This is a genomic window from Affinundibacterium fentianense (assembly GCF_018139545.1).
GTDB classification, from domain to species: Bacteria; Pseudomonadota; Gammaproteobacteria; order Burkholderiales; family Burkholderiaceae_D; genus Undibacterium; species Undibacterium fentianense.
Genome location: NZ_JAGSPJ010000005.1, coordinates 36,012 through 50,186, shown reverse-complemented (window position 1 = coordinate 50,186; position 14,175 = coordinate 36,012). Strand labels below are relative to the sequence as shown.

Below are 14,175 nucleotides of genomic sequence, written 5' to 3'. Positions count from 1 at the left end.
AATTAACCTATCGAAGAAGCCTTCAGAAGTTTGCTTAAATCTTTCTTCACTCTATTCGGGTCGGCGTCTTTTGGAAAACGCATCATCAAATTGCCGAGAGGATCAATCAGGTAAATATGATCCTCAATTTTGGTTGTGGGCTCAGTCGGTAACCACTTATCCAGTTTCGCTCGATCAGCACGCAGTAATTGTGTGCCTGCAATTCCTGGCTTGATTTGCTCAGAAATCGTCGCGGTATCAGTAATCAACCAAATACGTTCGATCCTATCCATCTCCTTACCTTGTGCTAGGCGCAATTGACGCATTTCTAGCAGCTTGCGCTGGCAAACTTCAGTACAAGTGGCCGCATCAACTTGTAACATAAGCCACTTGCCTTTGAAATCACTGAGCTCTCTCTCGCCCCCCTCAGAGGATTGAAGTTTGAGGTCAGGGATAGGGTGCATGCGGGCATCCAAAATGGCTCCGTAATTATTCTTCGCACCGGGCTTAATTACGTAATAAGTGAAATACGAAGCGATCATCGGTGCAGCACACACCGCAATAACCGCGAAAAGTTTCCAACGCCCAGCTGACTTTTTAGTTTCGATTTTTTCCACGACGAATCCTTGTAACAACAAAAAAAATGGCGGCCATCAATGCCAAGCCATACCATTGAAATGCGTAAGCCCTATGTTTGTCTGCTCCAGCATTCAGTTCAGGCCATTTTCGGCTCAAGCCATCAGGCAAATCTGAGGTTTGTTCGACCACTCTGTCCAATAAATGCAGTTGCGTCTGCTGCGACAGCGAGGGAATTGAGACCGTCTGAACAATCGCCCCTGGCTTCAATACATCCGCATTGCCAAGCTGCATGGTACGATCCAAATGATCTCGTACCATCCCTTGAATTTGAATCTCTCCTTCGGGAGTTTGCAAAGGCGGTATTTTAGTCCGATCTGAGGGATCGCGTGGAATCCAGCCGCGTGCGACTAGAATATATTGATTTGCGAACTTTAGCTTAAATGGCATTAGAACGTAAAATCCAGCGACGCCACCAATAGGTCGGTTATCCAAGTAAAGCGGCCATGTCGCCACGAATTGCCCCTTAAGTTGAATCTTTTGAAGAGGTTTCAACTGGGCATAGGACGCAGCGTCATCAACCTCTACCGCAACTTGAATCTTTTGCGTTTTTATTTGTTCCGCCAAGGATTCTTTTTCTTCCGCCCGTCTTGTTTGCCAATTACCCAGCAAAATACCGGTTAAACATAAACATAGGGTCGCCACTAATGGCAGAATTCGGGTGATAATTGACTTAAGCATTACAATAGCGCTTTTGCAGAAAATAAAATCATATGAAAATTCTAGTCGCACTTGCATTTCTGCTGATTTTACTCAGCTTGGGATCTGCTTTGATTTACTTAATGAAAGACAAAGGTAAAAGTAATAGAACGGTCAAAGCACTGGCGCTTCGTGTTGGTTTTTCTATCAGCCTATTTATACTCATTCTTGTTGCGAATCACTTTGGACTGATTCAACCAACTGGGATACGCTAAGAAAATTTCATTTATTAAACCTACGTATCCAGCCCAATATGCACGGAAGAATGTCCTGTCGTGCATGTGCACAATAAACAAAAAGCCGCACAACGTGCGGCTTTTTGTTTATTCAACTAAAGATTACAACCAGTACACAACAACGTACAAGCCCAACCAAACCACGTCGACAAAGTGCCAATACCAAGCGGCGCCTTCAAATGCGAAATGCTGTTCTGGTGTAAAGTGACCTTTCATGACTCGGTATAACACAACCGATAACATGATTGCGCCCATTGTGACATGGAATCCATGGAACCCAGTCAACATAAAGAAAGTTGAACCGTAGATACCAGAAGTCAATTTCAAATTCAACTCGCTGTAAGCGTGCATGTACTCGTAAGCTTGGAAGCCCATAAATATAGCGCCGAGCAAAACTGTTGCAAATAACCAGAATGCAGTTTTTGAACGCTGGCCCTCACGCAAGGCATGATGAGAAATCGTCAATGTCACACCCGATGCGAGGAGCAGCGCCGTGTTAATTGTTGGGATAGGGAATGGTCCCATGGTTTTAAACGCCTCAACGGTTCCTGCTGGACCGACCGTGCCCCACTGCCCTGCGAAGTCAGGCCAGAGAACTTTGTGATCAAGATCCGCCAACCAAGGCATCGTGATACTACGGGCGTAAAACAAAGCACCAAAGAATGCACCAAAGAACATCACTTCAGAGAAGATAAACCAACTCATACTCCAGCGAAATGACGTGTCAATACGTGCACTGTATTTTCCACCTTCTGATTCAGCAATCGCATCACCAAACCACTTGTACAAAACCACCAAAGTCAACAATATGCCAGCAAAATTCAGGTAGGCACCCCATGCTGCACCATTTACCCAGGCAGACGCGCCGAGCATAGTCAACAATAAAGTAATGCCACCCAAAACTGGCCACTGTGAAGGACCTGGCACGAAATAATAAGGTGCATTAGCGTTATGAGAACTCATTTCCATCTCCCGATACAATTTTAAACTCAGTTGTAAACTACTTATTCTATTTTGCGACGACGTGCTTTACGATCAATATTAGACTCGTAATGAAAATACCTGCACCGATCAAACCGGCAATCACGATATGAATTGGATTCAATTGTGCAGCATCTTCTTCATAGCCACTCTTTTTACGTATTCCCAAGAACGACCACAATACCGCTTTTACCGTTGCTAAAAAAGAGGCTTTGCGTTTTGATGCTTGCTTCAAATCGTCCATGGCTTATTTACTCTCATTCTTTCAGGTTCCGGGCTTTGTTTCTGCTTTTAATCCAACTTCAAAAAAAGTGTAAGACAGAGTGATCGTCTTTACCTCTTTTGGCAGTGCTGGATCAATAAAAAACGAGACCGGCATCTGACGTGCTTCGTTCGCTTCCAAGGTTTGCTGCTTAAAACAAAAACACTCCATCTTCTTGAAGAATGGTGCAGCTTGTTGCGGTGCATAACTTGGGATCGCTTGCGCATCCATCTTGTAAGATTGCTTATTCACAACCTCATAAATCACTTGGGCCATTTCACCTGGATGCACTTGCAGGCTTGACACCGTGGGCCGAAATCGCCAAGGCCCTTGGGTGTTTGCATCAAACTCTACCGTCACCAAACGACTCTTGTCGACCTGTGAATTCACCACAGCATCGGCCGAAATATCTTTTGGCGTCAAAATATTAACTCCAGTGATTTCGCAAATCTGCTTGTAAATCGGAATTAACGCATAGCCAAAACCAAACATTACAACCGCAATCACCAATAATTTTTTTAACATCAAAAAATTGTGGTGCTGGATCCATTGCCGTTCTTCAACTACATCCTGCTTTGTTTCTTCAGTCATACTGATTCCGTGGTCACACTAGCGCAACAGAGACTGTTTAATAAACACGCCAATGAAAAAAACCACAACAACTGAAGCAAGAATCAGCGCTGTTGTTAGATTGCTTTTCTTTTGGTTTTTCATATGTTTGACACCCCGGCTTTTGCCGGGGTCAAGCTATTTATTTAAATTCAGGCGGCTCTTCAAATGTATGGAATGGCGCTGGGCTTGGTACTGTCCACTCCAATCCCTCTGCACCTTCCCATGGTTTCGCTTCAGCTGGCTTACCGCCTTTGATCGATGGAATGACCACGAACAACATGAAGTAAACCTGCATCAAACCGAAACCAAAAGCGCCGAATGAAGCAATCATATTGAAATCGGCAAACTGCGCTGGGTAGTCAGCATAGCGGCGTGGCATACCAGCCAGTCCCAAGAAATGCATGGGGAAGAATGTGATGTTAAAGAAAATCAACGACAACCAGAAGTGAATCTTGCCGCGCGTTTCGTTGTACATGAAACCAGTCCATTTTGGACCCCAGTAGTAGAAACCAGCGAACAAAGCAAACAAGGATCCGGCAACCAAAACATAATGGAAATGCGCAACAACGTAGTAAGTATCTTGTAACTGGATGTCAATCGGCGTCACAGCCAAAATCAAACCAGTAAATCCACCCATCGTGAACACGAAAATAAAACCAACGGCAAATAACATCGGTGTTTCAAACGTCATCGAACCTTTCCACATCGTTGCAACCCAGTTGAAAACTTTCACACCAGTTGGGATAGAAATCAACATCGTTGCATACATGAAGAACAATTGTGCTGTCACCGGCATACCAGTCGTGAACATGTGATGCGCCCAAACGATGAAAGACAAAATCGCAATGGAAGCAGTCGCATACACCATTGAGGCATAACCGAACAAAGGTTTACGAGCAAACGCTGGAACAATCTGAGAAATGATGCCGAACGCTGGCAAAATCATAATGTACACCTCTGGATGTCCGAAGAACCAGAAAATGTGTTGGTACATAACTGGATCACCGCCGCCAGCAGCGTTAAAGAACGAGGTACCGAAATGACGATCTGTCAAAGTCATCGTGATCGCACCTGCCAACACTGGCATCACTGCGATCAACAAGTATGCTGTGATCAACCATGTCCAGCAGAACATTGGCATCTTCATCAAAGTCATGCCAGGAGCGCGCATGTTCAAGATGGTTGTGATGATATTGATCGAACCCATGATGGAAGAAGCACCCATGATATGCACAGCGAAAATCGCCATGTCCATACCTGGCCCCATTTGTGTCGACAATGGAGCGTACAAAGTCCAACCAGCTGCAGTCGCGCCGCCTGGCACCCAGAAAGAAGCCATCAACAAGATGGCTGCTGGAGGCATTAACCAGAATGAAAAGTTATTCATACGGGCGAACGCCATATCAGACGCGCCGATTTGCAAAGGAATCATCCAGTTAGCAAAGCCAACGAAGGCCGGCATGATCGCACCGAAAACCATAACTAAACCGTGCATGGTCGTCAACTGATTGAAGAACTCTGGCTGCATCAATTGCAAACCAGGTTGGAACAACTCACTACGAATCAACAAGGCCATCACACCACCAGCCATCAGCATGGTGAATGCGAACCACAAATACAAGTTACCGATGTCTTTATGGTTGGTCGCAAACAAATATCGACGCCAGCCGTGCGGATGGTCGTGGTGGTCATCATGACCGTGTGAGTGATCGTGTGCGTGATCAGCTACTGTATTACTCATCTCTATCTCCTGTTCAATTACTTACGCGCAGCCAAAACTTCGGCTGGCTGGACGATATTTTCTGCAGACTTATTCGACCAGCTATTACGGGTATAAGTAATTACCGCAGCAATTTCTGTATCAGACAATGTCGCTTTCCAAGCTGGCATACCACGAACACCGTTCAACAGGATATCAACTTGACCAGCCTTTGGACCGGTCACAACTGCTGAACCGTCCAATGCTGGGAATGCGCCTGGCACTCCTTTACCAGTTGCTTGATGACAAGCGACACAGTTAGCAGCATAAACTGCTTCACCACGTTGTTTTAACTCATCGACTGTCCAAACTTTAGTTGGATCATCGGCTTTTGCCGCCATTTCTTTCTTCTTCGCGTCGACCCACGCAGTGTAGTCTGCATCGGAGACCACTCGCACCACGATAGGCATGAAAGCATGTTCTTTACCGCACAATTCAACACATTGGCCGCGATACGTGCCGATTTTTTCTGCTTTAAACCATGTATCACGTACAAAACCTGGGATCGCATCTTGTTTCACGCCAAAGGCTGGGATCGTCCAGCCGTGGATCACATCATTTGCCGTGGTGATAATCCGAATTTTTTTGTTCACTGGAACAACAACTTCATTGTCTACTTCCAACAAGTAATTAACGCTACGCGCTTCTGTCGGAACTTGACCTGGAGCGCCAACTTGCGTGCGAGGTGTCGCCAAAGTCGACAAGAAAGAGATACCCTCTCCTTCGCCTTTCAGGTAGTCATAACCCCACTTCCATTGCATCCCTGTTGCTTTGATCGTGATATCCGCATTCGAGGTATCTTTCATCGCGACAACAGTCTTTGTTGCAGGCAATGCCATACCAATCACGATGAAGAAAGGCACGATCGTCCAAAGAATTTCAACTGTAACGCTTTCATGAAAGGTCGCAGGCTTATGTCCCAACGATTTTCTGTGTTTCAGAATTGAATAAAACATCACCCCGAACACTGCGACAAAAATTGCCAAGCAGATATACAACATGAGGTTGTGAATGGAGTAGATTTGCTCCGCGATTTGCGTCACGGGTGTTTGCAGGTTTAACTGCTTGACGGCAGGACCACCTGGGCTATCTTTAACGGCCCAAGCTGGCATCCCAGCAGCCAAAAGCGACGTACCCAGCACCAAAGAGGCGCCAAGCGTTCTCGACTTTAATCGCATAGCATGTTTCATGATTTCCCCAAAAACCTATTAGAATTTTCAACAGAAATTGCCAAAGGGTAACACTGACAATTCCCACAACTGCGAGAGTATAAAGCGTAAAGCTGAGCTATATCAAGAAGAAATCACGGTTCGCTTAAGCAAAATCATATTGACAGGCAAGATTTTTGCTAGACAAATTGAGCGAAAAGTGTTTTCTTTGGTCAACAAATTGGGATTCAATTTGCTTTTCGAATCGACGGATCAAATCGAATAATCGATTCCCCTGTTGCAAGTTTTGTTGGCACGGGTTTGAATGCATGGCCAAAAACAACTTCAATCGAAAGCGGGATCAGTCCGTCCGCTGTCCTAAGCATCTCTAATGCGGAGGACAATTTCGCATAAGCGCCTTTTCCAAGCAAGCCACGACGTCGATCTTGCAACGGATTGCCACCCAATGCGCGAACGTCCGCTAGTAATTTTTCGACGTTTTGGTATTTCAATGTAATGCGTTCTACATCCATTACAGGTGTCGCAAACCCTGCAGAGACCAACATATCACCAAAATCATGCATATCGACAAAAGGTAAGCAATGAGGATACATGTCAACCGTTTGAAAGGCTCGCTTAAGTTCAATGAAGGTATCGGGTCCAAAAGAGGAAAACATGACCAAGCCCTCCCGCGCAATTACCCGAAACCATTCTTGCAAGACTAGATCGGGTTGCGGGTGCCAATGAAGTGCCAAATTTGACCAAACGATATCGACACTGTTAGTTGCAAATGGCAATTGCGCGAAATTGCCCTGAATTAGCTGTACAGAATTTGCTGCACCGTGGGACTGGCCAATCAAGGGTTTCAATAAGTGGCGTAAGCGCCCCCCAATTCCCGTTATATCAGCCACAGATTTTGCATGATGACGCAGTTCATGCAGTTGCATCAAAGACGCGTCGATACCTATTTGATCTGCCTGCGGATAACGCTCTGCCAAACGCAGAAGATCTTCACCTGATCCACAACCGGCATCCAAAACTCGACGCGGATAAATATTTACAAGATCGAGCTTCTCCGCCATGCGCTGAGCAACTTCTCTTCGTAAAAATTGCGCCTCGACAAGTCTTTTAGGCGTTGCAAACAAACGACGGACTTGCAACATATCGATAGGGGCACTCAACATAATAGTAGATTTTAGTGATTAAATAACTAGACAAAATTGTCAAACCTTTATTGGGTTCAAGCGTCGCAGTTTACACGCGACACGCGAATTTTCAATGACGGCAGCAAACCTGGCGATCTCTCGGACAAACAATGCGACGCATTTTCTCGGTTACTTCGAAGCGTTTACTGGACTTACTCCTGCCTGAGCATTGCGCGATTTGTGGTTTAACTTCACCAAAAGGGATATGCGAAGCTTGCCAACACGACTACTTTCGAAACGCAGTCAACCGCTGCCGGCAATGTGCCATCCCGTTGGAAGACTCATTTGCTCGTGTTTGTGGACAGTGTTTACTCACCCGACCCAAATTTGACCGCACTATCGTTTGCACGAACTATTTAGCACAAGTAGACAGTCTTGTTCTTGGGCTAAAGTTCGGTAAAAATCTCCGGTATGCTCGCATCATCGCGGAACAACTTGCGAGCCGAATTCAACCATTGCAACAACAGGATCAGATCTGGCCAGACTTACTTTGCCCAGTGCCTTTGAGCCGACAGCGCTTGTGTACGCGAGGCTTTAATCAATCAATGGAAATGGCTCGACCTTTAGCGCAAGCATTAGAATTGCCAATCTGCCCAGATCTAGTTTGGCGAGCAAGGGATACGGAACAGCAAAGTAGCTTACATCCCGAGCAACGAGTCCATAATGTCCGAGGCGCCTTCGTAATCAATCCAGCGGAACAAGCTCAAATCGAAGGGCGGCACATTGGCCTCGTCGATGATGTGATAACAACGGGAACAACGCTAAATGAAATCGCCGGCCTTCTAAAGCGGCACGGCGCAGCCACAGTCACCAATTTTATCTTTGCGCGCACTGTCTGGCGCTAAAAATATGCGGCAAATGATTGCTCGCTCTAAATCAGTGTCAATGTGCACAATGGCTTCATTAACAACTGAGATAAAAATAAAATCAAAGAGGGAAGAATGGTCGTACAATCGTTTCACACCTCGCTAGTCCAAACCGCAATCTCAAGCTTTACGCTATCATTCCACTTTCGATTTATCTAAAGGAATCATTTTGTTTAATGTAGTCTTAGTTGAGCCAGAAATTCCACCCAACACAGGGAACATCATTCGCTTGTGTGCCAATACTGGGGCCCAGCTACACCTAATAGAGCCGCTCGGATTTCCTTTAGAAGATAGCAAATTAAAACGAGCAGGCCTGGATTATCACGAGTATGCAAAGATGAAGGTTCACAAAAGCTGGGAAGCGTTTCTTACGAGTGAACAACCTCCTCTCGACCGCTTATTCGCGATGACTACCCATGGATCAACCAGCTTCGCAAAAACTGCATTTCAAGCCGGTGACTTCTTTGTTTTCGGAGCCGAAACACGTGGGCTAGCGTCACAATTACGAGAATCATTCCCTGTGTCACAACGAATACGCCTGCCAATGCGACCAGACAATCGAAGTTTAAATTTATCGAATACCGTTGCAATTGTTGTCTACGAAGCGTGGCGCCAACATGACTACCTTGGGGGAGTCTAAGCGCAAATACCCAACAACCAAAAAACGTTCTTACCAATACTTATCCAAGCTCAATTTATGTCGAGACCTCCTTTGGAAGGACTCCCCTCTTCAATTTAGCACTCAAGACACCCTATTGAACCTAGCTAGGTAATGCCAAACTTAATGGCGTTTAATTTCAGCTGCATTCCTTAAAATAAATGTGTCACGAGCTTGGTTCATGGTTTCAATCACACTCGCTGTATTGAACGGCTTAAGAATATATCCGCTGGCGCCCAAACGAACTGCTTGTTCTACAACACCGCTCTCTTCCGCACCGGACACCATTAAAACCATGGGTTGCCTTGCCATCGACTTGATTTTTGCGAGTGCTTCTAGTCCATTCAACTTCGGCATCACCACATCAAGCAAAACGATATCCGGCTGCAAGTTTGTGCACATGGCGACCCCTTCCTCGCCGTCAACCGCTTCACCCACGATTTCAAAACGTTGCCCGCGCAAGATGATCTTCAGCAGCGTCCGCGTCATATCGTAATCATCCACAATTAAAACTTTTAGTGCTGCCTGCTCACTCATTCAACTCTCCCCCGCTTCGCTCAGACAAACTAAGGCGAACTATTATTCTCAATGCAACCGATGTGCAATTCATTCAAACACGCAAGCTAAGATGTTGCCATGAATAAATCCGAATCGATTAAAAACATCCCGATCTAACAAGATTTTGTAATTCAGCTTGCGTTTTTTTTGATCTGTATCAAATGATTCAGGGCCTCCTTGAGCAGCAAGCCCCTCTTAGAAATGTAGACTAAACAAACTACAACACCCATATTGAATAATACAACAAGTCTTTTTGGAAGCATGCTAAGCTATATCCACAGAGCAACACATACTACGACTTTCTGACTGAATGCGATAGTGTTCTATTTTCAAAGCAGCTAAATGTTGTACAGCACATCGAAGCACAATGATGCGCTGCATTTCTATTTACAATTTTTCAGACTCTGACATGCATTTAGTAATTCACTCACTGACTAATCTTCGCAATAAAGGGGCGGTCAATATCGCATTGATTTTGCCAATTTTGCTTGGGATATTCGCGGTGTTGCCTCTTTTTTCCAAACCTGGCCCGCTAGAACTCATCTCATTGATCGGCGTCATTGGAAGCGCTTGGGCTTGGAAAAAATTTACTATCCCAGAACAGGACACTTCAAAATCCAGCACGAGCGAGACCGTTAAAGAAATTGTCGTGACTCGCTACACACCCAATCAACAAGAGACCGATTTTTTTCAGGGCGTGCTTCCCGTTTGGCAGAACCATGTCGTCTCTGTTAAAGATAAGACCGAGGATGCAGTTGCTGAACTGATTCACAGTTTTAGCTCAATTATTGAGCAATTTGACGCGGCAGGATTTGGCGCGCAGTATGACAATCAAGAATCAGCCAGCCACACCGCAACCATGCACTTGCTCAAATTGTGCCGCGATGAACTGCAGCCCGTTATTGAACATCTTGACACCATGATCAATAATAAAAATGATCTTTTGGAGGCAATTGCAGGGCTAGCGGCTTCCACAGCTGACCTTAAAGATATGGCACATAGTGTGGGTACAATTGCAGCACAAACCAATCTCTTAGCGATCAATGCATCGATTGAAGCTGCGCGTGCCGGTGTGCACGGACGGGGTTTCGCTGTGGTTGCAGGTGAAGTTCGCCGCTTGTCCTTGATCTCATCGGAAACCGGTCAAACAATCACCGGTCGAGTCAATGAAATCACTAGCGTGGTAAAAGAAACTTTAAAATCAGCAAGAAAAGCCAACGACCAGGACAGAGAAATCCTGTTCCGCTCAGGGAATGTCGTTAAAGCTGTTTTAGGACATGTAGAGAGTTTGGGGAATGCGGCGGAAGTGATGCGCAGTCAAGGCGAAGTGATTCGAAATGAGGTGGAGAATTTGCTCGTGACCTTGCAGTATCAAGATCGAGTCAGCCAAATGCTCAACGTACTTGATCGCGATATTGGAAAATTATTATCCATCATCAATCAACAACAAGGTATTCCTTCAACCGCTGAATGGCTGAACGAATTAGAGCAGTACTACACAATGAATGATCAACATATCAATCAAGCACAATCACGAGCAGGCGGAACGACTCCACAACATCAAGAGCCCGAGTCCGATATCACTTTCTTTTAAATTTTTGGTCGATGTATTAAACGTTATTAATTGAGGTAAAACATGTCAAAAACAGTCATGGTTGTGGATGATTCCGCATCAGTCCGACAAGTCGTCGGTTTGGCTCTGCGCGGCGCAGGATACACCGTCATCGAAGGTGTAGACGGTCAGGACGCACTCAGCAAGCTAAAAGGCCAGAAAGTTCACCTAATCATTTCCGACGTCAACATGCCCATTATGGATGGTATTACTTTTGTACAAGAAGTGAAAAAACTTCCTATGTACAAATTTACACCCATTATCATGCTCACCACTGAATCGCAAGAAGGTAAGAAACTCCAAGGCCAGGCCGCCGGCGCAAAAGCTTGGGTAGTCAAGCCATTTCAACCCGCGCAAATGCTTGCAGCGGTGTCAAAGTTAATCCTTCCTTAAACTTTTGAATTGAGGTGAATTGTGAATTCACTCGCAATATCTGGCGAATTGACGATCTATACTGCTGCGAATGAAAAACAGCATCTGCAAGATTTTTTAGAAACGGACGACGATCTAGAACTCAATCTATCACAGGTTTCTGAAATGGATAGTGCGGGCTTGCAGGTTCTCATACTCATGAAGCAAGAAGCCGCTCGACGGAATAAAAAATTGCGTTATTCAATGCACAGCAAAGCCGTGCTCGAAGTGATGGAAATGTGCAATATGACCGCAAGCTTTGGCGACCAAGTCATATTGACCTGAGCGATACGCAGGAGATTCGTATGAGTTTCGAAGATGAAATGAAAGCGGCACTCGATACTTTTGTAGTTGAAAGTCGCGAGCTATTACAAGATATGGAAGATGGTCTACTCGGTTTAGAACACGACCAGAATCCTGAAGATTCAATTGGCGCAATATTTCGCGCGGCGCATACCATCAAGGGTTCTGCTGGTCTATTCGGGCTCGACCACATCGTACACTTTACCCATGTCGTCGAGAGCCTGCTCGACATGTTACGCAACGAAGAAATCCCAGTATCCTCTGCATTGATTGCGGTGCTACTACCTTGCCGCGATCATATTAGCAGCTTAGTCGACGGGATCGCTGTAGGAATTACAGAAGAAACGGCAGAACAAAAAAACGCTGGCGCGATATTGCACGAAAAGCTACGTGAATTCATTAATGGCGAATCTGCAGATTACAGCACAGAAGTTGTGACTCACAATGAAGAGCAGAATGCGCAAGCATCGGGCGGTGGCGTCGTTGACTCGGGTAATTGGTATTTATCTCTGCGCTTTAGCAAAGATTGTCTACGGAATGGGATGGACCCACTCTCATTCATCCGCTATCTCAGCACCCTGGGCGATGTCGTTAATTTGATGACCATTACCGATGGCATTCCTGCGATTGACGACATGGATGCCGAAACTTGCTATCTAGGATTTGAAGTTGTTTTAAAAAGCAGCGCGACCAAAGAAGCAATTGAAAACGTATTTGAATTCGTACGTGAAGACAGCATCATTCGTATCGTTCCGCCACGAAGCAAGATTGATGAGTATATCGATATCATCAACAATTTACCAAATGATGACGAGCTCCTTGGTGAGATTTTAATTAAGAGTGGTGTGTTAACGAAACACGAGCTCGACGAATGTCTTCGCTTGCAACATCAGCGTCATCGCCTACAAGATGGCAAAACAAAAGAAGCACCGATTGGAGAGATTCTAGTCAAACAGGAGATGCTCCAAGAACCGATCTTAAATGCAGCTCTTCAAAAACAGCAGCAGGTCAAAGACACGAAAGCGCGCGAAAAGCAGAATATCCGCGTCGATGCCGAACGTCTAGATAAACTCATTGATCTGGTTGGTGAGTTAGTGATCGCAGGTGCCGGTGCAAATTTACGCGCCAACAAATCAGATGACATGGCATTACTCGAAGCCACGAGCGAAGTCATGCGTTTAGTTGAAGAAGTTCGCGATAGCGCCCTACAACTCCGAATGGTTCCTATTGGCACAACCTTTAGTCGATTCCAACGGGTCGTACGCGATGTTAGTATTGAACTTGGGAAAGACATCGTCTTAGAAATTTCCGGTGGAGATACCGAAGTCGACAAATCAGTCGTCGATAAAATCGGCGACCCACTCATGCACTTGGTTCGTAATTCCATGGATCACGGCATTGAGTCGGCTGCAATCCGTGTCGCCCGCGGCAAACCCGCCCAAGGCACCCTAAGACTGAACGCCTATCATGAATCCGGCAGTATTGTCATTGAAGTGAGCGACGATGGCGGCGGCTTGAACCGCGACAAAATATTAGCCAAAGCGATCGAAAAAGGATTAATCAGCTCAGGGACATCACTGAGTGACAAAGAAATTTATGCCCTCATTTTCGAGCCAGGATTTTCGACGGCCGACCAAGTTTCAAACCTGTCGGGTCGGGGTGTTGGGATGGATGTTGTCAAGCGTAATGTGACCTCGCTACGCGGCACCATCGATATCGACAGTCAAATTGGAGTGGGGGCGACAATGCGAATACGCATGCCACTTACTCTAGCTATTATCGATGGCTTCCTGGTTGGCGTCGGTGATTCTTCATTTGTTATTCCGCTCGACAATGTGATCGAGTGCCTCGAATTGCCTAGAACAATTACCGAGAACGATTACATGGATTTGCGCGGCGAAGTATTGCCATTTATCCGCTTACGTCAGCTTTACGATATTCGCGGCGAAGTTCCACGCCGGCAAAATGTGGTCGTCGTTGGCTATGCTGGAAATAAAGCGGGTCTCGTCGTTGATAAATTGATGGGCGAATTCCAAACCGTCATTAAACCCCTTGGCAAACTCTTCCAGCACTTACAAGGCATCGGCGGCTCAACCATCTTGGGAAGTGGTGAAGTCGCACTTATTTTAAGCATTGCGTCAATGATGCAGCAAGTGACGCGACGCGCGCAACACAAGCCCGCAGCACTCCAATTCAAAGCCGATACAAGCAAGCATATATAAACACGCGAACGGCGAAAATTCAGTCGCT

General features: G+C 45.7%; 17 protein-coding genes. 7 read left to right on the top strand and 10 right to left on the bottom strand.

All coding sequences use genetic code 11. The annotated features are described in order from the left end of the window. Nucleotides 1-2: 2 nt before the first annotated feature. Together KDM90_RS12125 and KDM90_RS12120 are read right to left on the bottom strand one after the other, a co-directional pair. Nucleotides 3-587, bottom strand: coding sequence for an SCO family protein (locus KDM90_RS12125; RefSeq protein WP_329605327.1), 585 nt, complete (start codon nucleotides 585-587; stop codon nucleotides 3-5). Continuing rightward, entirely contained in the window at nucleotides 577-1,296 is a 720-nt protein-coding gene (locus KDM90_RS12120; RefSeq protein WP_212675889.1) for an SURF1 family protein, read from the bottom strand. The genes KDM90_RS12125 and KDM90_RS12120 overlap by 11 nt, the downstream gene beginning before the upstream one ends. Before the next feature lie 32 nt (nucleotides 1,297-1,328). Here KDM90_RS12120 and KDM90_RS12115 point away from each other — a divergent pair, with 32 nt between their 5' ends. Further along, the gene (locus KDM90_RS12115; protein ID WP_212675888.1) at nucleotides 1,329-1,529 is read left to right on the top strand and encodes a twin transmembrane helix small protein; all 201 of its coding nucleotides are present in this window, start codon (nucleotides 1,329-1,331) and stop codon (nucleotides 1,527-1,529) included. Between the two features lie 123 nt (nucleotides 1,530-1,652). Here KDM90_RS12115 and KDM90_RS12110 read toward each other — a convergent pair whose 3' ends face one another. From KDM90_RS12110 to KDM90_RS12080, 7 genes are all read right to left on the bottom strand, one after another. After that, nucleotides 1,653-2,513, bottom strand: coding sequence for a cytochrome c oxidase subunit 3 (locus KDM90_RS12110; RefSeq protein ID WP_212675887.1), 861 nt, complete (start codon nucleotides 2,511-2,513; stop codon nucleotides 1,653-1,655). A 46-nt stretch (nucleotides 2,514-2,559) separates the two neighbouring features. Beyond that, entirely contained in the window at nucleotides 2,560-2,775 is a 216-nt protein-coding gene (locus KDM90_RS12105) for a DUF2970 domain-containing protein (RefSeq protein ID WP_212675886.1), read from the bottom strand. 21 nt (nucleotides 2,776-2,796) lie between these two features. Further along, nucleotides 2,797-3,384, bottom strand: coding sequence for a cytochrome c oxidase assembly protein (locus KDM90_RS12100; RefSeq protein WP_212675885.1), 588 nt, complete (start codon nucleotides 3,382-3,384; stop codon nucleotides 2,797-2,799). A gap of 18 nt (nucleotides 3,385-3,402) precedes the next feature. Continuing rightward, nucleotides 3,403-3,507, bottom strand: a complete 105-nt coding sequence (locus KDM90_RS12095; protein ID WP_212675884.1) for a cytochrome oxidase small assembly protein — start codon at nucleotides 3,505-3,507, stop codon at nucleotides 3,403-3,405. 37 nt (nucleotides 3,508-3,544) lie between these two features. Beyond that, nucleotides 3,545-5,146: a cytochrome c oxidase subunit I gene (gene ctaD, locus KDM90_RS12090; protein ID WP_212675883.1), complete on the bottom strand. Its 1,602-nt coding sequence runs from the start codon at nucleotides 5,144-5,146 to the stop codon at nucleotides 3,545-3,547. Between the two features lie 17 nt (nucleotides 5,147-5,163). Further along, a complete protein-coding gene (gene coxB, locus KDM90_RS12085) occupies nucleotides 5,164-6,354 on the bottom strand; it encodes a cytochrome c oxidase subunit II (protein ID WP_212675882.1) in 1,191 nt (396 codons plus the stop codon). 206 nt (nucleotides 6,355-6,560) lie between these two features. Next, nucleotides 6,561-7,496 (bottom strand): methyltransferase domain-containing protein, encoded by a 936-nt coding sequence (locus KDM90_RS12080; protein ID WP_212675881.1) that lies wholly within the window; start codon nucleotides 7,494-7,496, stop codon nucleotides 6,561-6,563. 131 nt (nucleotides 7,497-7,627) lie between these two features. On the opposite strand from KDM90_RS12080, the gene KDM90_RS12075 reads away from it, so the two are divergent. Both KDM90_RS12075 and trmL read left to right on the top strand, forming a co-directional pair. Further along, nucleotides 7,628-8,362 carry a ComF family protein gene (locus tag KDM90_RS12075; RefSeq protein ID WP_268977749.1) on the top strand — a complete coding sequence of 245 codons (735 nt, stop codon included), beginning with the start codon at nucleotides 7,628-7,630 and terminating at the stop codon, nucleotides 8,360-8,362. A gap of 190 nt (nucleotides 8,363-8,552) precedes the next feature. Continuing rightward, complete coding sequence (gene trmL / locus KDM90_RS12070) at nucleotides 8,553-9,023, top strand: tRNA (uridine(34)/cytosine(34)/5-carboxymethylaminomethyluridine(34)-2'-O)-methyltransferase TrmL (RefSeq protein ID WP_212675879.1); 471 nt, start codon at nucleotides 8,553-8,555, stop codon at nucleotides 9,021-9,023. Between the two features lie 141 nt (nucleotides 9,024-9,164). On the opposite strand, the gene KDM90_RS12065 is transcribed toward trmL, so the two are convergent. Beyond that, nucleotides 9,165-9,578: a response regulator transcription factor gene (locus KDM90_RS12065; protein WP_212675878.1), complete on the bottom strand. Its 414-nt coding sequence runs from the start codon at nucleotides 9,576-9,578 to the stop codon at nucleotides 9,165-9,167. 430 nt (nucleotides 9,579-10,008) lie between these two features. Here KDM90_RS12065 and KDM90_RS18025 point away from each other — a divergent pair, with 430 nt between their 5' ends. Genes KDM90_RS18025 through KDM90_RS12045 form a run of 4 tightly spaced genes read left to right on the top strand, consistent with a single transcriptional unit; the run spans nucleotide 10,009 to nucleotide 14,147 of the window. Further along, nucleotides 10,009-11,193 (top strand): methyl-accepting chemotaxis protein, encoded by a 1,185-nt coding sequence (locus tag KDM90_RS18025; protein ID WP_230409774.1) that lies wholly within the window; start codon nucleotides 10,009-10,011, stop codon nucleotides 11,191-11,193. 42 nt (nucleotides 11,194-11,235) lie between these two features. Further along, nucleotides 11,236-11,604 (top strand): response regulator, encoded by a 369-nt coding sequence (locus KDM90_RS12055; protein ID WP_212675877.1) that lies wholly within the window; start codon nucleotides 11,236-11,238, stop codon nucleotides 11,602-11,604. A gap of 21 nt (nucleotides 11,605-11,625) precedes the next feature. Next, nucleotides 11,626-11,907: an STAS domain-containing protein gene (locus KDM90_RS12050; RefSeq protein WP_212675876.1), complete on the top strand. Its 282-nt coding sequence runs from the start codon at nucleotides 11,626-11,628 to the stop codon at nucleotides 11,905-11,907. Between the two features lie 20 nt (nucleotides 11,908-11,927). Next, nucleotides 11,928-14,147 carry a chemotaxis protein CheA gene (locus KDM90_RS12045; RefSeq protein WP_212675875.1) on the top strand — a complete coding sequence of 740 codons (2,220 nt, stop codon included), beginning with the start codon at nucleotides 11,928-11,930 and terminating at the stop codon, nucleotides 14,145-14,147. Nucleotides 14,148-14,175 lie beyond the last annotated feature (28 nt).